An 18,108-nucleotide genomic window follows, 5' to 3' on the forward strand; every position below is an offset into this window, starting at 1 on the left:
ATCAGGAGGCGCTGATCTCGATCGCGTGCAGCCCGGTCGACCCGTCGGGGTCGGGAGCGCGCACGACGTCGGTCTGGGTCGCGCCGTCCTTGCCGATCGCCCGGACCCGCACGGTGTGGTCCCCCTCGGGGACGTCGACGGTGACCTTCCACTGCACCCACGTGTCGACCGACGGCACCTCGCCGAGCTCGGCGCGCTCCCACTCGCGGCCGTCGACCTGCACCTCCACGGCCTCGATGCCGGTGTGCTGGTGCCAGGCGACGCCACCGATCTGCACGTCGCCCACCTCGACGTCGTCGCCCGAGCGCGGCACGTCGATGCGCGAGGCGATCTTGACCGGCCCCTCGGCCGACCAGCCCTTGGTCGTCCAGTAGCCGACGGCCGTCTCGAAGGTCGTGACCTCCATGTCGACGACCCACTTGGTGGCCGAGACGTAGCCGTAGAGCCCGGGGACGATCGTCCGCACCGGGAAACCGTGCTCGATGGGCAGCGGGCGTCCGTTCATCGCCACGGCGAGCATGGCGTCACGGTCGTCGGTCAGCGCGGCCAGCGGGGTCGCGCAGAACCAGCCGTCGTGCGAGGTCTGCAGGACGGCGTCCGCCTGGTCCGAGACGCCGAGGTCGGCGAGCAGGTCCGCGAGTCGTACGCCGCTCCAGCGGGCGTTGCCCACGAGACCGCCGCCCACCTCGTTGCTGACGCAGTTGAGGGTGATCCACGACTCGGTCAGCTCGCGCTCGACGAGGTCGGAGTAGGTGAGGACGAGCTCGCGGTCGACCAGCCCGTGGATGCGCAGCGCCCAGTCCTGGGGCTCGATGGTGGGCTTCGCGAGGGTGGTGTCGATCAGGTAGAAGTCCTCGTTGGGCGTCTGCCACGGCGCGATCCCGGCGAGGTCGACCGACGTGGCGACAGGTGCCTGGCGCCGGGTGACGCCGGGGATGCGGAGCAGCCGGCGGCTCGCCTCCACGTGGCGACGACCCGCGCCGACGACCCGGCCGCCGGCGGCGATGCCGACCGCTGCGAGCGAGATCGCGCCGGCGACCATCACGAAGACCCGGCGCTCGCGCGACTCGAGGTCGGGGCGGCGCCGCTCGCGGCGCAGCGCGTCGTTGAGCGCCGAGTGCGCGGTGACCCAGGTGACCAGGCCGATGAGCACCGGCAGGGAGTCGGCGAGGCCGGCGCTGCGCTGGGCCAGCACCGCACCCAGGCCGAGGCCGGCCAGCGCGAACCAGACCACCATCGGCTGCCAGAAGCCCTTCTCCGCTAGGCGGCCGGCCAGCGCGAAGAGGGCGAGGAGGATCAGCAGGATCCCGATGACGAGCGCCGGCTTGTCGAAGTGGCCCAGCACCGAGATCGCCCGCTCAGCAGCCTCACCGGGCGTGAGCCGGATGACCATCTCGGCGACCGCGACGACGGGCGACTCGCGGATCGTGAGCACCATGGCGGCGGCATAGCTCGTCGCGAGGCCGGCCAGTCCGGCCAGGACCCCGGCGAGCGCCCACGGCGGGCGGCGATCAGTCACGTGTCCATTGTGACGCGTGACCGGGCATGATGCCGACGTGACGTCCTTACAGTCCCCTGACGGCGCTCGCGTCGACACCCGCATCGGCATCGGCACCGACGTCCACCGACTGGTGCCCGGCGTGCCGATGCACCTCGCCGGACTCGCGTGGCCCGACGAGCCCGCCGGGCTCGAGGGTCACTCCGATGCCGACGTGGCCGCGCACGCCGCCTGCGACGCGCTCTTCTCCGCCGCCGGGCTCGGCGACCTCGGCACCAACTTCGGCACCGCGGAGCCCGAGTGGGCGGGGGCCTCGGGCGTCGCCCTGCTCACCGAGACCGCGCGCCGCGTGCGCGACGCCGGCTGGGAGATCGGCAACGTGGCCGTGCAGGTTATCGGCAACGTGCCGCGCCTGGGTCCACGACGCGACGAGGCGACCGCCGCGCTGTCAGAGGCGCTCGGCGCCCCGGTCAGCCTCTCCGCCACCACGACCGACGGGCTCGGCCTCACCGGTCGCGGCGAGGGCGTCGCCGCCATCGCCACGGCGCTGGTCACGCGTCCATGACCGGCACGGCCGTCGTCATCCTGGCCGCCGGCTCGGGCACCCGCGTCGGCGCCGAGGTCAACAAGGTGCTGCTCCCCCTGCGCGACGTGCCGGTGCTGGTGTGGTCGGTGCGCGACGCGCTCGCGCTCCCGGACGTACGCCGCCTCGTGCTCGTCGTGCGACCCGAGGACCGGGACGCCGTCGAGGCCGACGTGGCGCCGCACCTCGGCGACCGCGAGGTGCTCGTGGTGGAGGGCGGGGCCACCCGTCACGCGTCGGAGTGGGCAGCCATCCAAGTGCTGGCCGACGACGTCGTCTCCGGCGAGGTCGACGTGGTCGTCGTGCACGACGGAGCGCGCCCGCTCGCCGGGCTCGCGCTCTGGAGGGCCGTCGTCGACGCCGCCCGCGAGGTGGGCGGCGCGATCCCCGTCGTGCCGGTCGACCGCCTGCTGCACGCCGACCTGACCCCGGTCGCCGACGACGCGGGTGCGGTGCAGACGCCGCAGGCCTTCCGCGCTGACGCGCTGCTGTCGTCCTACCGGGCGGCGGCCGACGACGGCTTCGAGGGCACCGACACCGCGGCCTGCGTCGCGGCGTACGCCGACGTGCCCGTCGCCGCAGTGCCGAGCACCTCGCTCAACCTCAAGGTCACCTTCCCCGAGGACGTGGCGCTCGCGACGGAGCTCAGCGCGACAGTGCCTGGGGCGAGGTGAGGGCGTCGAGGAGCCGGACGTCCTCGACCGACGACACCCGCCGTCCCTCGGACGGCGCCGGGACCAGCCGGACCCGGTGACCCGCCGCAGCCAGGTCGGCCACGGCGCGGGCGAGGTCGGTGGTGGGCTGCCGGTCCAGGCCTGCCACGACCGCGGCCGGGAGCACCAGTGGGGAGGTGATCGCCACGAGGTCGTCGCGGTCCAGCGTCGCGCCGACCCGGTCGTCGCTGACGACCTTGACGGTGTCGGTGACCGGACGGGCTCCGACCACGACGTCGCCGGTGGCGCGCGCCTGCGCGAGGCAGTCCGCGATGAAGGCCGGCGGCGTCATCGGGCAGAGCGCGTCGTGCAGCACGACGTCCTCGCCGGAGTCGACCAGGCCGCCCCACGTCACGCTGGCGTCGACGAGGTCGACCCCGGACTCCCCGAGCGCCCACGCCGCGCACGCCACGAGCGCCTCACCGTGGAGGAGCTCGTAGGGCAGGGAACCGCGCTCGTCGTCCAGAACGAGACCGAGGCCCCGGGGACCTTCGTCCCAGGGGCCTCGATCGGCGTCGTACACGCTCAGGAGGCGAGGACCTCGTCGAGGGTGGCCTCGGCCTTGTCCTCGTTGGTCTTCTCGGCCAGGGCCAGCTCCGAGACCAGGATCTGGCGCGCCTTGGCAAGCATCCGCTTCTCGCCGGCCGACAGCCCGCGGTCACGCTCGCGGCGCCACAGGTCGCGCACGACCTCCGACACCTTCATGACGTCACCGGAGTGCAGCTTCTCCAGGTTGGCCTTGTAGCGGCGCGACCAGTTGGTCGGCTCCTCGACGTGGGCGGCCCGCAGCACGTCGAAGACGCGGTCGAGGCCCTCCTTGTCGACGACGTCACGGACGCCGACGAGGTCGAGGTTGCAGGCCGGCACGCGAACGACCAGGTCCTGCTGGGCGACAATCCGGAGGACGAGGTATTCGCGGTCCTCTCCCTTGATCGTCCGCGTCTCGATCTCCTCGATGACAGCGGCCCCGTGATTGGGATAGACGACCGTTTCGCCAACGGTGAAAGTCATATGTTCAGTTCCCTTTCCTAGGTGACCATTCTAACACGGGTTCGAACGACCTCCTGACGCGTTTGTGCAGGTCAGAGGCCCCTTGCGGGCTTGACAGATCGGCAGTTCCTGTGGTCGGGCCCCCTCCGCGCACGCCGGCGGGCATACTTCCCGCCATGCCCACGCCTCCCGCCGTGCTCCTGCTGCTGGCGGCCCAGCCGCGACACGTGATCAGCATGGCGATCGGGCTCGGCACGGCGGCCGCCGTCGCCGGTCGACCGCTGCGCGAGGTGGGTCTCGTGGTGGCCACGGTGCTGGTCGGCCAGGCCATCATCGGCTGGGCCGACGACCTCACCGACCGACGCCGCGACGAGCGACACCGGCCCGACAAGCCGCTCGTCCGCGGGCTCGACCCGGGGACGGTCTGGTTCGCGCTCACCTGCGCGGTCCTCCTCGTCGTACCCCTCGCGGTGGCCCACGGCCGTCGCGCCGGGCTCGCCTATCTCGCGGTCGTGGCCGTCTCGGCCGTCGGCGACCGCTACCTCCACGCGCGCGTGCTGTCGTTCCTGCCGTGGATGGTGAGCTTCGCGCTCTACCCGGCGTTCCTGGCGTACGGCGGCTGGAACGGCGTCGGCACGACGACGCCACCCACCGTCGCGATGACCGCCCTCGCCGCCGCCCTCGGCCTGGGCCTCCACCTGCTGTCCGCCCTGCCGGGCCTCGTGCAGGACCACGAGGAGGGCGAGCGCTCGCTCCCGATGGTGCTCGCACTCAAGACCGGCACCCCCCGGCTGCTGCTGATCGCCGGCGTCTTCACGGTCCTCGTGGCGGTCGGCCTCATCATCGCGGGAGGCACGGTCGGGCTGACCTGAGCCGGGCTCAGCGGTGGGGCCGGCCGGCGCTAGGCTGTGCGCCATGCAGCATCGACTCCTCGTGAGCGCCGCAACGGTCGTCGCGCTCGCCGCGCCGCTGTCCTCCTGCGGCTTCGACTACGCCACCGACCGCGTCTACACGCCGGGAAGCGGCGCCAACAACCGCGAGGGGGCCGTCGACGTGCTCTCCGCCGTCGTGGTCTCGGCAGCCGAGGGCTCGGGCACCTTCGTGGCGTCACTGTCCAACAACAGCTCGGACAGTGAGGCGACTTTCACCGCCGTCGCCGGCCAGGACGCCACCGTGACGGCCGCCGAGTTCGAGCCGGTCACGATCCCGGCCGGTGGCCTGGTCAACCTGGCCGAGCCCGCCGCCGACATCGTGCTCACCGGCGAGTTCACCGCAGGCGACGTGGTGCCGCTGACGGTCGACTTCGGCAATGGCGAGCGGGTCTCGCTCAACGTCCCGGTCGTCGCGAACGACACCGGCTACTGGGAAGGCATGGACGCCTCGTGACCCACACCCTCGTGCTGCTCCGCCACGGCGAGAGCGAGTGGAACGCCAAGAACCTCTTCACCGGCTGGGTCGACGTGGCCCTCACCGAGAAGGGTCGCGGCGAGGCCGTCCGCGGAGGCGAGCTGCTGAAGGAGGCCGGCATCCTCCCCGACGTCGTGCACACCTCGCTGCAGCGCCGCGCGATCAACACCGCCGCCCTGTCGCTCGACGCCGCCGACCGCCACTGGATCCCGGTCAAGCGCTCGTGGCGGCTCAACGAGCGCCACTACGGCGCGCTCCAGGGCAAGGACAAGAAGCAGACGCTCGAGGAGTACGGCGAGGAGCAGTTCATGCTCTGGCGCCGGTCCTTCGACGTGCCCCCGCCGCCGCTCGACGACTCCGACGAGTGGTCGCAGGCCGGCGACCCGCGCTATGCCGACCTCGGCGACGAGCTGCCCCGCACCGAGTGCCTCAAGGATGTCATCGCGCGGTTCCTGCCCTACTGGGACGCCGAGATCGTGCCCGACCTCCAGGGCGGCAAGACCGTGCTGGTGGCCGCCCACGGCAACAGCCTCCGCGCGCTCGTCAAGCACCTCGACGGCGTCAGCGACGAGGACATCGCCGGGCTCAACATCCCGACCGGCATGCCCCTGCTCTATCGCCTCGACGAGTCCATGAAGCCCACCGTCGCCGGTGGCGAGTACCTCGATCCCGAGGCCGCTGCAGCGGCTGCTGCAGCGGTGGCGAACCAGGGCCGCTGACCCTGGCCCGAGCTCAGTCGCGCTCGGGGCGCTCGCCGGTGACCACGAAGACGACGCGGTTGGCGACCGAGACGGAGTGGTCGGCGATCCGCTCGTAGTAGCGACCGAGCAGGGCGATGTCGACCGCGGCCTCCACGCCGTGCTGCCAGTCGGTCGAGAGCAGCTCGGTGAAGCTGCGGCGCCGGAGCTGGTCCATCACCTCGTCGTCGCGGCCGAGCTCGATGGCTGCCTCGACGTCGCGATCGATGATGATGCCGCGCACCCGGCGGACCATGTCCTCGGCGACCTCGGCCATCCGACCCATCGTCGGGCGCAGCTCCTCGGGCACCGCCACCTGCGGCACGCGGAGCCGGGCGATCTTCGCGACGTGGACCGAGAGGTCGCCCATCCGCTCGAGCTCGCTGACCATGCGGAGCGCCGAGACGATCATCCGCAGGTCGCCGGCGACCGGCTGCTGCAGCGACAGCAGCTGGAACGACGTGTCGTCCACCCGCTCGCGCGCGTCGTCGATCGCCTTGTCGCCGCTGATCACCTGGTCGGCGGTGTGCACGTCCCCGGTCATCAGGGCCTTGGTGGCCTCGTGGACAGCGACCTCGACCATGCCGCAGATGTCGGACAGGTCGGCGAAGATGCCGTCGAGCTGGTCATGGAAAGCCTCACGCATGCACCGGACAGTAGGCAGCCGAAGCGAACAGATGTCGGTGAGCGATGAACGGCGCGTGAACACTCGGCGCCGGGCGTCCATCGGGGCGGGCGGCGGTGCCCCGGTGCGTACGATGTGAGCGTGGATCCGACGATGCAGGCTGGTCTGGCCGCGCTCGTCGGGGCCATCATGGCTGGCGGCGCGGTCCTCGCGTGGCACATCAGTGACCGCCAGCGCCACACCCTCCCCGAGGTCGAGCAGCCCGTCGTCCAGGCCGGTGTCGCCGCGGTGCTCAGCATCCTGCGGTCGAGCGCGGTCGTCGTCGACGAGTCCGACCACGTCCTCAAGGCCTCGGCACCGGCGTACGCCTTCGGGCTGGTGCGCGGCAACACCCTCGTCGTTCCCGAGCTGCTCGAGCTCGTCGCGCAGGTGCGTCGCGACGGGCAGATCCGCGAGAGCGAGATCGTCCTGCCCGCGCCCGCCGGAGGCACCGCCCGCACCCTCACCGCCCGCGTCGCGCCGCTCGGCGCACGGCTGGTGCTCGCGCTGGTCGAGGACCGCACGCGCGAGAAGCGCGTCGAGGAGGTCCGTCGCGACTTCGTGGCCAACGTCAGCCACGAGCTCAAGACCCCCGTGGGCGCCATCCGGCTGCTCGCCGAGGCGGTCAACGACGCCTCCGACGACCCCGAGGCCGTCCAGCGCTTCGCCGGCCGGATGCGGACCGAGAGCGACCGCCTGTCCAAGCTCGTCCAGCAGATCATCGAGCTGTCCCGGCTCCAGGCCCACGACCCGCTGGAGAAGCCGGTGATGGTCGACCTCGACGCGGCCGTCGCCACGGCGGTCGACACGAGCGCGATGGAGGCCGCGGCGAAGGAGATCACCGTGGAGTCGCGCGGCGAGCACGGGCTCGAGGTGTTCGGCTCGCAGGAGCTGATCGGTGCTGCGGTGAGCAACCTCGTCGCCAACGCCGTGGCCTACTCCAGCAGCGGCTCGCGGGTCGTCGTCACCACCCGCTCCGAGGGCGACCAGGTGCAGGTGTCCGTGGTCGACCAGGGCATCGGCATCCCCGCCGAGGACATCGAGCGGATCTTCGAGCGCTTCTACCGCGTCGACCCGGCCCGGCACCGCTCCACGGGCGGCACCGGCCTCGGGCTCGCGATCGTCAAGCACGTGGCCGCCACCCACGGCGGCGACATCTCGGTGTGGTCGGTGCAGGGCCAGGGCTCGACCTTCACCCTGACCCTCCCCCGCAACTCCAGCCCCGAGCACGGCTCGGGCACCACTCCGGTCGAGGTCGTCGTACCCATCGACCCCGACGCCCGATCCATCACCAGGCCCGTCCCACCGGTCCGCAGAACACAGCAGGAGACCAGCACATGACACGCGTACTCGTCGTCGAGGACGAAGAGAGCTACAGCGACGCGCTCGCCTACATGCTGCGCAAGGAGGGCTACGAGGTGGCGATCGCCGCCGACGGCAACACCGCGCTCACCGAGTTCGACCGCTTCGGACCCGACATCGTGCTCCTCGACCTGATGCTGCCCGGCGTCCCCGGCACCGAGGTGTGCCGCCAGATCAGGCAGACGTCGTCGGTGCCGGTGATCATGGTCAGCGCCAAGGACGACGAGGTCGACAAGGTCGTCGGCCTCGAGCTCGGCGCCGACGACTACGTCACCAAGCCCTACTCCCCTCGCGAGCTGGTCGCACGGATCCGCGCGGTGCTCCGCCGCGGCCAGGAGCCCGAGCTGATGCCCGACACGCTCGAGGCCGGCCCGGTGCGGATGGACGTCGAGCGCCACGTGGTCACGGTCGACGGCACCGAGCAGCGGCTGCCGCTCAAGGAGTTCGAGCTGCTCGAGATGTTCCTGCGCAACCCGGGCCGCGTGCTCACCCGCGGCCAGCTCATCGACCGCGTCTGGGGCTCCGACTACGTCGGCGACACCAAGACCCTCGACGTCCACGTCAAGCGGTTGCGCGCCAAGCTCGAGCCCGACCCGAGCGACCCGCGCTACCTCGTGACGGTCCGCGGGCTGGGTTACAAGCTGGATCTCTGACCAGCGGCGGGATGTCGGCGTACGACGTCCGAAATGCGCTGGCGGTCGGTCATGACCGTTCCTAGTCTTGACCCGTGACGACCACCGACACGACGCCCAGCGCGACGACTGCACCGCCGACCTGGCTGCCGGTCACGGCAGGGGCCATCACACTCGTCATGTGGGCGTCGGCGTTCGTGGTGATCCGCCACGTCGCGCACGACGTCAGTCCCGGGGCGCTCGGATCCGGCCGCCTGCTCGTCGCCGCGCTCGTGGTCCTGCCGCTGGTGCTGCGCCGCGGCTGGGTCGCCCCGACGCGACGCGAGTGGACGCTGCTGGCGCTGGGCGGCATCGGCTGGTTCGGCATCTACAACCTGGCCCTCAACGCCGGCGAGCGCCACGTCGACGCCGGGACGGCGGCGATGATCATCCAGATCGGCCCGGTCATCGTCGCGCTCCTGGCCGTTCCGCTCTTCGGCGAGCGCCTGCACGGCTGGCTCCTCGGCGGGATGGTCGTCGGGTTCGCCGGCGTCGCGGTGATCGCGCGCGGCTCGTCGACGGACGCCGACGCCAGCCTCGTCGGCGTGCTGCTGGTGCTGGTCGCCGCGGCGATGTACGCCGTCGGCGTGCTGACGCAGAAGGTGCTGCTCCGTCGGCTGCCGTCCGTGCAGGTCGTGTTCGTGTCGTTCCTGACGGGCGCGGTGATCTGCCTGCCGTTCTCGCCGGACCTGCCGGGCATCGTGGCCGACGGCGGCGCCGAGCTGTGGTGGATCGTCTACCTCGGCGTGCTGCCCACCGCGGTCGCCTTCACCACCTGGGCCTACGCGCTGACGCACACCGACGCCGGGGCGCTGTCGCTGACGACCTTCCTCGTCCCGGGGATCGCGACGCTGATCGCGTGGCTGACCATCGACGAGGTGCCGCCGTCGCTGACGTTCGTCGGCGGTGCGCTCGCGATCGTCGGCGTGCTGATGACGCGGAAGAAGCCGAAGGCCGCCTGAGGGCTACTGCTCGAGCCAGCCGCGGAAGGCCTCGAGGTTGCGGGTCGACTCGCCGCGCGAGATGCGCCACTCCCACTCCTTGCGGATGGACGAGGCGAAGCCGAGCTCGAGGATCGCGTTGAACGACTCGTCGGAGTTGGCCAGGACGGAGCCCAGGACGCGGTCGAGCTCGTCGGGCGTGACCGAGGCGAGCGGCAGCCGGGCCTCGAGGTAGATGTCCCCCGCGTGGTCGACGGCGAACGAGACGGCGTACATCCGCAGGTTGCGCTCGAGCAGCCACCGGTAGACCCGGGCATGGTTCTCGTCGGGGTTGCGGCAGACGAACGCGTGCACGCCCAGGGCGTGCGGGCCGACGTCGAGCCGGACGGGGACCTGGAGCTTCTTTTCGCCGGGCAGGCTCAGCGAGAAGCTCGCCCCGTCGACGCCCTCGCGCGAGGTCTCCTCGTGCTCGATCTCGTTCTCCGCGAGGTACGCACGGACGGTCTCGAGCTCCTTCACGACACCATCTCAGCACGCATCCGCCCGGCGGCGCGCTCGTAGGCGACCAGCGTGCGCTCGGCGGTGCGCTCCCAGCTGAAGTCCTGCGCGTGGGCGATGGCACCGCGGCCGAGCTTTTCCACGAGCTCCGGGTCGTCGACGAGGCGGCGCAGCGCGGCGGCCCAGTCACGCGGCTCGTGGGTGTCGACCAGCAGGCCGCTGACGCCGTCGCGCACCACGGTCGTCAGGCCACCGACGGCTGCGGCCACGACGGGCGTACCCGTCGCCTGCGCCTCCACGGCGACGAGGCCGAACGACTCGTTGTAGGACGGCACGGCCACCGCCGTGGCGGCCGATGCCCAGACAGCCAGCTCGCTCTGCGCCACCGGCGGCACGAAACGTACGACGTCGCTGATGCCGAGCTCGGCGGCGAGGTCGGCCAGCGCGGTGGGGTGCTCGAGGCCGGAGCCGGAGGGCCCGCCGACGACGGGCACGACGAGGCGCTGACGCAGCGACGGGTCGTCAGCGAGCATCACCTCGACGGCGCGGAGCAGCACGTCGGGCGCCTTGAGCGGCTGGATCCGGCCGGCGAACATCAGCACGGCGGCGTCCTCGGGCAGGCCGAGCGAGCGGCGTGCCTCGGCGCGGTCGCGCGGGGCGAACACGGAGAGGTCGACACCCGGGTGGATCACCTCGACGGCGTCCGGGCTGGCGTCGTAGAGGTCGACGAGCTGGCGGGCCTCGGTGTCGGTGTTGGCGACGAGGAGGTCGGCGGCCTCGACGACCTGCTCCTCCCCGATCACCCGCGACATCGGCTCGGGGGTGTCACCGGCGGCGAGCGCCTCGTTCTTGACCTTGGCCATCGTGTGCATCGAGTGCACGAGCGGCACGTTCCACCGGTCGCGCGCGAGTGCGCCGACCTGGCCGGACAGCCAGTAGTGGGAGTGCACGGCGTCGTAGTGGCCCAGCGGCTGCAGCGCCTCCGCGCGCAGCACCTCGCGGGCGAAGGTGCACAGCTGGCCGGGCAGCTCGCCCTTGGTCAGCCCCTCGAACGGACCGGCGGCGATGTGGCGCACGAGCACGTTGTCGGCCGCCTCGACCACCTGCGGCAGCGTCGAGGACGTGGCGCGCGTGAAGACGTCGACGTCGATGCCCTGCGCGCCGAGACGCTTCGCGAGCTCGATGACGTAGACGTTCATCCCACCCGCGTCACCCGTGCCCGGCTGGTCCAGGGGTGAGGTGTGGAGGCTGATCATCGCCACCCGTTCGCCCACGCTGGTCTCCTTCGTCCGCCCCGTGCCGGTCACGTCTGTCGGTGCGCCCGCGTCAGGGCACCTCCGGTGCAACCCCGCGGAGGTGCCCGGGATTCCCGATCACCGCCACGAAGGGTGGGTCAGCGGGAGTGGGCGCCGCCGGCTCGTGGTGCGCGCTGCTGCTTGCCGCGGCCGCGCAGGAGGGCGAGGCCGCCGATGATCGCGGCGACGATGCCCCAGAACCCGTCGTACCAGCCGCTGTCGGTGACCCGGAACGCCTCGACCAGGGAGAGCGCGAGCAGGCCCGAGGCCAGCCCCACGACGACCCGCATGGCCACGGCGTCGCTCTTGACCAGCGAGCTGCCGAAGATCGCCGACGCCACGAGGATGAAGCCGAGGCCGACGAAGTGCAGCGTCGCGGGCACGGGGTCGCTGCCGCCGCCGAGCACCGCGCGCGCGATCCAGAGCAGGCCACCCACGAGGGCGGCTGCAGCGGCGAGCCTGGCGGGAATCACCCGCAGAGTGTCCCATGTGGCCACGAGGGCGCTCACGGCTCGTCGGTGCCCTGGTGGAAGCGGGCCTGCCACTGGCCACCGGTGCGCACCCACAGGGTGCTGCGCAGCGTCGAGCGGTCCGCCGTCGACGTACGCCAGAGCAGGAGGATGGTGTCGGGGCCCAGCCGGTGGGTCGAGACCACCTCGAAGTCCACCGGGTCGATCGGACCGAGCTCGTCGAGGTCGTCGCGGGTCCAGAGCCGCCCGGAGCGGCCGACCTCCTGCCAGTCGGGGTGCAGGAGTGCGGCCATGGCCGCGCGGTCCGTGCGGACCTCGTCGCTCAGCATCGACCGCTCCATGGCGACGACGTGCTCCTCGTCGGAGGGCTCGGGGGCGCCGCCCAGGTCGCTGAACAGGTCGGGCTCCTCCTCGACCTGGCCGACGGTCGCGGCCGGGTGGGCGGAGCTGCCGCCGACGAAGCCGGGGCCCGCGTCGGGCTCGACGCCTCGCTGGTACGCCGTCGCGGCCGCGTTGGCCCGCTTGTCCGCCGCCTCGTTGAGCTCGTGGCCGGCGTGGCCCTTCACCCACTCGAAGCGGACGCGGTCGCGGCGTCCCTCCATGGCGGCGTCGAGCGCCTTCATCAGCTCGACGTTGAGCACCGGCTTGCCGTCGCTCTTCTTCCAGCCTTTGCGCTTCCAACCCGGCATCCACTTCGTGACCGAGTCGATGACGTACTTGCTGTCGCAGAAGACGTGCAGCTCGTCGTCGACGTGCGCGGTCTGCTGGAGCAGGTCGAGGACGGCCATCAGCTCGCCCATGTTGTTGGTGCCGCGCGGCCAGCCGCCGGACGCCCAGCAGCCGTCGTCGACGTACCACGCCCAGCCGGCCGGGCCGGGGTTGCCGAGTGCCGAACCGTCGGCCGCCGCGATGATCACTGCGACATCTTGGCAGGATGGATGCATGACTCACGAGCAGGCCCCGTCCCGCACCGCCGTCGTCACCGGCGCCTCCAGCGGCATCGGCGCCGCGAGCGCCCGCGCCCTGGCCGCGCAGGGCTTCCAAGTCGTGTGCGCGGCCCGGCGCACCGAGCGGATCGAGGAGCTGGCCGCCGAGATCGGCGGCACGGCGCTCACCTGCGACGTCAACGACGCCGACTCCGTCGCCGCCCTCGCGGCGGCCGTGCCCGTGTGCCACGTGCTGGTGAACAACGCAGGGGGCGCCGTCGGCACCGACCGCGTCGAGGACGCCGACATCGAGGGCTGGCGGTGGATGTACGAGGTCAACGTCCTCGGTCTCGTCCGGGTCACCCAGGCACTCCTCCCCGCACTGCGCGCCAGCGGCGACGGCGTCATCGTCAACGTCGGCTCGACCGCGGGACGCTGGGCCTACGAGGGCGGCGGCGGCTACACGTCCGCCAAGCACGCCGTGAAGGTGGTCTCCGAGACGCTGCGCCTCGAGCTCAACGGCGAGCCGATCCGGATCACCGAGGTGGCCCCCGGGATGGTGCGGACCGACGAGTTCTCGGTCAAGCGCTTCGGCGGCGACCAGGCCAAGGCCGACGCGGTGTACGCCGGCGTGGACCACCCGCTCCTCGCCGAGGACGTGGCAGACGCGATCGCGTGGGTGGCGACGCGGCCGTCCCACGTCGACATCGACGAGCTCGTCATCAAGCCGCGTGCCCAAGCCGCGGCACACAAGGTGCACCGCACCTGAGGCATGGAAGACTGCCGCGCGTGAAGACCATCGGACTCGTCGGCGGGATGAGCTGGGAGAGCAGCGCGGTCTACTACCGCGACCTCAACCTCGGGATGCAGGAGCGGCTCGGAGGGCTCTCCAGCCCCAAGCTCGCGCTGACGACCGTCGACTTCGCCGAGGTCACCCACCTCGAGGACGACGAGCGCTGGGACCAGGTCGGCGCGCTGCTGGCGGAGGCCGCGCAGGGCGTCGAGCGTGCGGGCGCGGACTTCCTGCTGCTCTGCACGACGACGTTCCACAAGGTCGCCGACCAGGTCGAGGAGGCCGTGGACATCCCGGTCCTCCACCTCGCCGACGTCGTCGCGGCCGCGGTGCGCGACTCGGGCGTGGAGACCGTCGGCCTGATCGGCACCAAGGTCGCGATGTCGGAGTCGTTCTTCGTCGACCGGCTCGCGAGCCACGGGCTGTCCGTGATCGTGCCCGACGCCGCGCACCACGACTTCCTCAACGACGCCATCTACGAGGAGCTCGTCCACGGCGTCGTACTGCCCCGCACGCGCAGCCGCGTCGTCTCGATCATCGAGGAGCTGTGGGACGCGGGCGCGGGCGGCGTGCTGCTCGGCTGCACCGAGCTCGAGCTGCTGGTCAAGCAGGCCGACGTGGAGCTGCCCGTCTTCCCCTGCACGACCCTCCACGTGCAGGCCGCGCTCGACGCGGCACTTGCCTAGAGCGGGACACCACCGGCGGTCGCGAGCCAGCGCAGGGCGGTCCACGCGGAGCCGCGCAGGTCGGTCGCGCGGGCCTCGTCGGGCAGTGGCACCGACAGCACCTGCGACCGGGCGCCCTCCGTGCTGAGCAGGAGGCCGTCCGGGCCGACCGCGACGCCCTCGCCCTGCTCCTGCGCGGGCAGGGTCCACGACGTCACGGGCTGCCACGACGGGAAGTCGGAGACGTACGCCTTGGAGTAGGTCCGCATCACGACCCCGCCGCCTCCGGGCAGGAACGTGGCATCGGTGACCAGTCCCGGCGCCTCGCCGGCCTCCACCAGGGCGTTGGGTCGGTCGGCCCGCAGCCGCAGCGGGGCGGCGTACACCGCGCCCCCGAAGATGCCCTTGGTGACCACGAAGAGCTGCCCCGAGAGCGGGTGTCGCACGAGCGCCTCGGCGTCGCGCGGCCCATCGGGATAGACGAGCTCGTACGCCGTCGCGCCGGCCGCGACGTCCCCGCGGCCGAACGGCACCCGGAGCACCTCGACCGAGTCGCGGACGGCCCGGTTGTCGCCGATGTCGCCGACCCACACGTGCCCCGGCCCGGCGGGCGCGAGCGCCTCGACGTCGACGGGCTCGGAGGGCCAGGTCGTGACACCGACGGTGCTGCCGGTCCGCGCGTCGACGGTGAACACGCGGCCGGAGTCGCCGGAGTCGTTGGTCGTGACGACGAGCCCGTCCTGCGCCACCAGCCCGCTGGACTCGACGATGTCGGGATCGGAGAACCGGAAGGCCTCGCGGCCCGGTGCGGACGGGGACTCCTCGGACACCGCGCCCGCCAGGAACGGCAGCATCACGAGGACGCCCGCCACGAAGTACCGCTCCTTCACCTCGACACCGTAGCCGTGGGCCGTTCGTCGCCCGTGGCCGACCGTTCGTCGTGGGACCACCCCTGAGGTCGATGACAGGTCAACTACCCGCACCTACCGTGACCACGGTCACCCTCGGAAAGGACGCCCATGTCGCGCCTCGACAAGAAGGCCATCGTCGCCGGTCCCGGATACAGCCGCTGGCTGATCCCACCCGCAGCTCTCGCCGTGCACCTGTCCATCGGCCAGGTCTACGCGTTCTCGGTCTTCAAGAACTCCCTGGTCGCCAGCTTCGACACCAGCCTGACCGCGATCGGCTGGGTGTTCTCGATCGCGATCGTGATGCTCGGACTCTCTGCCGCCGTGCTGGGCACGTGGGTCGAGCGCTCCGGCCCGCGCAAAGCGATGCTCGCCGCCGCCCTGTGCTGGGGCGTGGGCTTCATGGTCGGCTCCGCCGGCATCGCGACCGGACAGCTCTGGCTGCTCTACCTCGGCTACGGCGTCATCGGGGGCATCGGCCTGGGCATCGGCTACATCTCGCCGGTGTCCACCCTCATCAAGTGGTTCCCCGACCGACCGGGCCTGGCCACGGGCATGGCGATCATGGGCTTCGGAGGCGGGGCGCTGATCGCCTCGCCACTGTCCAACAAGCTGATGGCCGTCTACGACCCAGACTTCGTCTCGACCGAGCCCGGCGCTGTCGCCTCGGGGTCGGCGCTCGCGTCGACGTTCGTCACCCTCGGCATCGTCTACACGGTCTTCATGCTGATCGGCGCGGCCCTCGTGCGGGTCCCTCCGGGCCACGGCGACGACAGCACCGCCGAGCACTCCCCCGGCTCCAACGGCGCGCTGGTGCGGGCGTCGCAGGCGATCCGCACGCCGCAGTTCTGGTTCCTCTGGGTCGTGCTGTTCTGCAACGTCACCGCGGGCATCGGCATCCTCGAGCAGGCCGCGCCGATGATCCAGGACTTCTTCCGCGAGAACGGCGACAGCTCCGTCACCGCGGCGGCCGCGGGTGGCTTCGTCGGCGTGCTCTCGCTCGCCAACATGATCGGCCGCTTCGTCTGGTCCAGCCTGTCCGACCGCATCGGCCGCAAGCCGACCTACGTCATGTACCTCGGTGTCGGACTGGTGCTCTACCTGCTCCTCGCCCTCTTCGGCAGCAGCTCGACCTTCGTCTTCGTCGCCCTCGCGGTGGTGATCATCTCCTACTACGGCGGTGGCTTCGCGACCGTCCCGGCCTACCTCAAGGACCTCTTCGGCACCCTCGAGGTCGGCGCCATCCACGGCCGCCTTCTGACCGCGTGGGCGGCTGCCGGCGTCGCAGGCCCGCTGATCGTCAACGGCATCCTCGACACGGTCGGGGAGCCGGGCAACCTGGTCGCGGCCGACTACCGGCCCGCACTGCTGACGATGGTCGGCGTGCTCGCGGTCGGCTTCGTCGCCAACCTGATGATCAAGCCGGTCTCCGAGGACCACTTCGACGACGACGCACACGCAGCCAACGAGGACCGCATCTCGAACCGCAAGGAGGCCCTCCGATGAGCGACGACACCACCACGACCAGCCCTGCCGTCATCGCCCTCGCCTGGGCCCTCGTCGGGATCCCCCTGGCCTACGGGCTCTGGCAGACCCTGGTGAAGGCCTCGGCCCTCTTCACCGGCTGAGCAGCTCCCCCAGCGCGGGACGTACGCCCCACTGCGCCAGGAGGTCGTCGTACTCGCGACCCGCGGCCTCCTCGGCCTCGCTGGGGCGTCGGTGCGCTCCCGCCTCGCCGCGCAGCCGGACGGCACGCAGCAGCGTGTTGCGCGGGGTGTGCGCGCTCTCGACGAACTCCACGACGTCCACCTTGTAGCCCTCCCGTCGCAGCAGCGCGGCCCGGAGCGCGTCGGTGAGGGTGTCGGCGAACCGCTCGCGCAGGATGCCGTAGCGGGTGAGCATCGCGTAGGGCGCGGGGACCTCGGTCGTCCGCAGCTGCGATGCGATGTCGTGGTGGCAGCAGGGCGCCGCGAGCACCAGTGACGCGTGCCAGTCCAGTGCCCGCGCGAGCGCGTCGTCCGTCGCGGTGTCGCAGGCGTGGAGGGCGAGCACCACGTCCGGGGCGCGGTCGAGGCTCGCGTCGCCGATCGAGCCGACGACGAAGTCGGCGTCGATCCCCAGCCCGGCGGCGACCTGCGAGTTGTGGTCGGCCGACTGCTGCTTCACGTCGACGCCGGTCATCCGCACCGGCAGCCGGCGGCTCAGGAAGGCGTGCGCGGCGAAGGTGAGGTAGGCGTTGCCGCACCCGAGGTCGACGATGCGCAGCGGGTCGTCGTCGGTCGGCGTGCGCACCTGCCCCTGATCCATCGCCTCGGTGAGGCTGGCGTCGAGCAGCCGCAGGAACTCCTCCACCTGGCGGTACTTCGCCTGGCGGGTGGGTTTCACGCGGCCCTGCGCGTCGCTGATGCCGAGCGCGACCAGCACCGGGTCGTCCTCGGCGAGGAGACGGTCCTTGGCGCGGTCGTGGTCGTGGGAGACCTCGAGGGCCTCGCTCCGTGCCTTGGTGTGCAGCAGCGGGGCGCCCTTCTTGGTCACCCGGAGCTGGTGGGTCGTGTCGGTGGTGTCGACGTGCCAGCTGGCGAACGGCTGGGCCAGCAGCGCATCCACCGCGGCTGCGGCGTCCTCGCCGATCGCGTGGTTGGTGGTGTGCGCCTGCGTGTCGTCGTACGACACCACCTGCAGGTGACGACCCGCCTTGAGGTCGACGACCCGGACCTCGATCCGCTTCACCTCACGGCCCGCCACGACCGGGACCGGCTGCCCCTTGCGCCGCCCGCTCGCCAGCGCCCGCACCAGTCGGTCGGCGTCGAGCACGGCGGCACGGAGCCGCTTCCACTCCTCGCTCATGACGTCGTCCGTCACGCTGTCCGTCACAGCACGGCTGCGAGGACGACGATGAGGATCAGCGCCCCGAGGGCCACCGGGATCACGAGGCGGCGGTGGCGGGGGTTCATGACCTCATCCTAGGTGGCCGAGCTGACGCTTCT

22 protein-coding genes are annotated in these 18,108 nt (G+C 71.9%); 12 read left to right on the plus strand and 10 right to left on the minus strand.

Annotation, left to right across the window (positions count from 1 at the left end):
- Window position 1 precedes the first annotated feature (1 nt).
- Window positions 2-1,519 (minus strand): molybdopterin-dependent oxidoreductase, encoded by a 1,518-nt coding sequence (locus tag EUA06_RS18925; protein WP_242498251.1) that lies wholly within the window; start codon window positions 1,517-1,519, stop codon window positions 2-4.
- 37 nt (window positions 1,520-1,556) lie between these two features.
- On the opposite strand from EUA06_RS18925, the gene ispF reads away from it, so the two are divergent.
- Window positions 1,557-2,063 (plus strand): 2-C-methyl-D-erythritol 2,4-cyclodiphosphate synthase, encoded by a 507-nt coding sequence (ispF, locus tag EUA06_RS18930; protein ID WP_129478709.1) that lies wholly within the window; start codon window positions 1,557-1,559, stop codon window positions 2,061-2,063.
- On the plus strand, window positions 2,060-2,755 hold the full coding sequence (locus tag EUA06_RS18935) for an IspD/TarI family cytidylyltransferase (protein WP_129478711.1): 696 nt from the start codon (window positions 2,060-2,062) through the stop codon (window positions 2,753-2,755). Before ispF ends, EUA06_RS18935 begins: the two co-directional genes overlap by 4 nt.
- On the opposite strand, the gene EUA06_RS18940 is transcribed toward EUA06_RS18935, so the two are convergent.
- On the minus strand, window positions 2,727-3,317 hold the full coding sequence (locus EUA06_RS18940) for a 2-C-methyl-D-erythritol 4-phosphate cytidylyltransferase (protein WP_129478713.1): 591 nt from the start codon (window positions 3,315-3,317) through the stop codon (window positions 2,727-2,729). The two genes, EUA06_RS18935 and EUA06_RS18940, sit on opposite strands and share 29 nt — an antisense overlap.
- Before the next feature lie 2 nt (window positions 3,318-3,319).
- Window positions 3,320-3,805, minus strand: coding sequence for a CarD family transcriptional regulator (locus EUA06_RS18945; protein ID WP_129478715.1), 486 nt, complete (start codon window positions 3,803-3,805; stop codon window positions 3,320-3,322).
- A 155-nt stretch (window positions 3,806-3,960) separates the two neighbouring features.
- On the opposite strand from EUA06_RS18945, the gene EUA06_RS18950 reads away from it, so the two are divergent.
- Genes EUA06_RS18950 through EUA06_RS18960 form a run of 3 tightly spaced genes read left to right on the plus strand, consistent with a single transcriptional unit; the run spans window position 3,961 to window position 5,910 of the window.
- Entirely contained in the window at window positions 3,961-4,656 is a 696-nt protein-coding gene (locus EUA06_RS18950; RefSeq protein ID WP_129478717.1) for a UbiA family prenyltransferase, read from the plus strand.
- A 43-nt stretch (window positions 4,657-4,699) separates the two neighbouring features.
- Window positions 4,700-5,170 (plus strand): copper chaperone PCu(A)C, encoded by a 471-nt coding sequence (locus EUA06_RS18955; protein WP_129478718.1) that lies wholly within the window; start codon window positions 4,700-4,702, stop codon window positions 5,168-5,170.
- Window positions 5,167-5,910, plus strand: a complete 744-nt coding sequence (locus tag EUA06_RS18960; protein WP_129478720.1) for a phosphoglyceromutase — start codon at window positions 5,167-5,169, stop codon at window positions 5,908-5,910. The genes EUA06_RS18955 and EUA06_RS18960 overlap by 4 nt, the downstream gene beginning before the upstream one ends.
- 13 nt (window positions 5,911-5,923) lie before the next feature.
- Here EUA06_RS18960 and phoU read toward each other — a convergent pair whose 3' ends face one another.
- Window positions 5,924-6,574: a phosphate signaling complex protein PhoU gene (gene phoU / locus EUA06_RS18965; RefSeq protein WP_129478722.1), complete on the minus strand. Its 651-nt coding sequence runs from the start codon at window positions 6,572-6,574 to the stop codon at window positions 5,924-5,926.
- A gap of 120 nt (window positions 6,575-6,694) precedes the next feature.
- On the opposite strand from phoU, the gene EUA06_RS18970 reads away from it, so the two are divergent.
- The 3 genes from EUA06_RS18970 to EUA06_RS18980 all read left to right on the plus strand — a co-directional run bounded on the left by EUA06_RS18970 (window position 6,695) and on the right by EUA06_RS18980 (window position 9,587).
- Window positions 6,695-7,933 (plus strand): sensor histidine kinase, encoded by a 1,239-nt coding sequence (locus tag EUA06_RS18970; protein WP_129478724.1) that lies wholly within the window; start codon window positions 6,695-6,697, stop codon window positions 7,931-7,933.
- Window positions 7,930-8,607: a response regulator transcription factor gene (locus EUA06_RS18975; protein WP_129478726.1), complete on the plus strand. Its 678-nt coding sequence runs from the start codon at window positions 7,930-7,932 to the stop codon at window positions 8,605-8,607. The genes EUA06_RS18970 and EUA06_RS18975 overlap by 4 nt, the downstream gene beginning before the upstream one ends.
- Window positions 8,608-8,681: 74 nt before the next feature.
- Window positions 8,682-9,587 (plus strand): DMT family transporter, encoded by a 906-nt coding sequence (locus EUA06_RS18980; RefSeq protein ID WP_242498252.1) that lies wholly within the window; start codon window positions 8,682-8,684, stop codon window positions 9,585-9,587.
- Window positions 9,588-9,590: 3 nt separating this feature from the next.
- Here EUA06_RS18980 and EUA06_RS18985 read toward each other — a convergent pair whose 3' ends face one another.
- The 4 genes from EUA06_RS18985 to EUA06_RS19000 all read right to left on the minus strand — a co-directional run bounded on the left by EUA06_RS18985 (window position 9,591) and on the right by EUA06_RS19000 (window position 12,746).
- Complete coding sequence (locus EUA06_RS18985) at window positions 9,591-10,085, minus strand: type III secretion system chaperone family protein (RefSeq protein WP_129478727.1); 495 nt, start codon at window positions 10,083-10,085, stop codon at window positions 9,591-9,593.
- On the minus strand, window positions 10,082-11,338 hold the full coding sequence (mshA, locus tag EUA06_RS18990; RefSeq protein ID WP_242498253.1) for a D-inositol-3-phosphate glycosyltransferase: 1,257 nt from the start codon (window positions 11,336-11,338) through the stop codon (window positions 10,082-10,084). The genes EUA06_RS18985 and mshA overlap by 4 nt, the downstream gene beginning before the upstream one ends.
- A 119-nt stretch (window positions 11,339-11,457) precedes the next feature.
- Complete coding sequence (locus EUA06_RS18995) at window positions 11,458-11,832, minus strand: hypothetical protein (protein ID WP_129478729.1); 375 nt, start codon at window positions 11,830-11,832, stop codon at window positions 11,458-11,460.
- Between the two features lie 32 nt (window positions 11,833-11,864).
- Window positions 11,865-12,746, minus strand: a complete 882-nt coding sequence (locus EUA06_RS19000) for an RNase H family protein (RefSeq protein ID WP_207208436.1) — start codon at window positions 12,744-12,746, stop codon at window positions 11,865-11,867.
- 25 nt (window positions 12,747-12,771) lie between these two features.
- Between EUA06_RS19000 and EUA06_RS19005 the strand changes: the two genes are divergently transcribed.
- Window positions 12,772-13,524 carry an SDR family NAD(P)-dependent oxidoreductase gene (locus EUA06_RS19005; protein ID WP_129478733.1) on the plus strand — a complete coding sequence of 251 codons (753 nt, stop codon included), beginning with the start codon at window positions 12,772-12,774 and terminating at the stop codon, window positions 13,522-13,524.
- Between the two features lie 20 nt (window positions 13,525-13,544).
- Window positions 13,545-14,234, plus strand: coding sequence for an aspartate/glutamate racemase family protein (locus tag EUA06_RS19010; RefSeq protein ID WP_129478735.1), 690 nt, complete (start codon window positions 13,545-13,547; stop codon window positions 14,232-14,234).
- Here EUA06_RS19010 and EUA06_RS19015 read toward each other — a convergent pair.
- Window positions 14,231-15,103 (minus strand): hypothetical protein, encoded by an 873-nt coding sequence (locus EUA06_RS19015; protein WP_129478737.1) that lies wholly within the window; start codon window positions 15,101-15,103, stop codon window positions 14,231-14,233. The genes EUA06_RS19010 and EUA06_RS19015 overlap by 4 nt on opposite strands.
- 129 nt (window positions 15,104-15,232) lie before the next feature.
- Between EUA06_RS19015 and EUA06_RS19020 the strand changes: the two genes are divergently transcribed.
- Both EUA06_RS19020 and EUA06_RS23270 read left to right on the plus strand, forming a co-directional pair.
- Window positions 15,233-16,627, plus strand: coding sequence for an OFA family MFS transporter (locus EUA06_RS19020; protein WP_129478739.1), 1,395 nt, complete (start codon window positions 15,233-15,235; stop codon window positions 16,625-16,627).
- Window positions 16,624-16,749 (plus strand): MFS transporter small subunit, encoded by a 126-nt coding sequence (locus EUA06_RS23270; RefSeq protein ID WP_277985683.1) that lies wholly within the window; start codon window positions 16,624-16,626, stop codon window positions 16,747-16,749. Before EUA06_RS19020 ends, EUA06_RS23270 begins: the two co-directional genes overlap by 4 nt.
- Here the strand turns inward: EUA06_RS23270 and EUA06_RS19025 are convergent.
- Window positions 16,739-17,983: a class I SAM-dependent methyltransferase gene (locus EUA06_RS19025; RefSeq protein WP_242498254.1), complete on the minus strand. Its 1,245-nt coding sequence runs from the start codon at window positions 17,981-17,983 to the stop codon at window positions 16,739-16,741. The two genes, EUA06_RS23270 and EUA06_RS19025, sit on opposite strands and share 11 nt — an antisense overlap.
- Between the last annotated feature and the right edge of the window lie 125 nt (window positions 17,984-18,108).

This window comes from Nocardioides glacieisoli (assembly GCF_004137245.1).
Taxonomy (GTDB): domain Bacteria; phylum Actinomycetota; class Actinomycetes; order Propionibacteriales; family Nocardioidaceae; genus Nocardioides; species Nocardioides glacieisoli.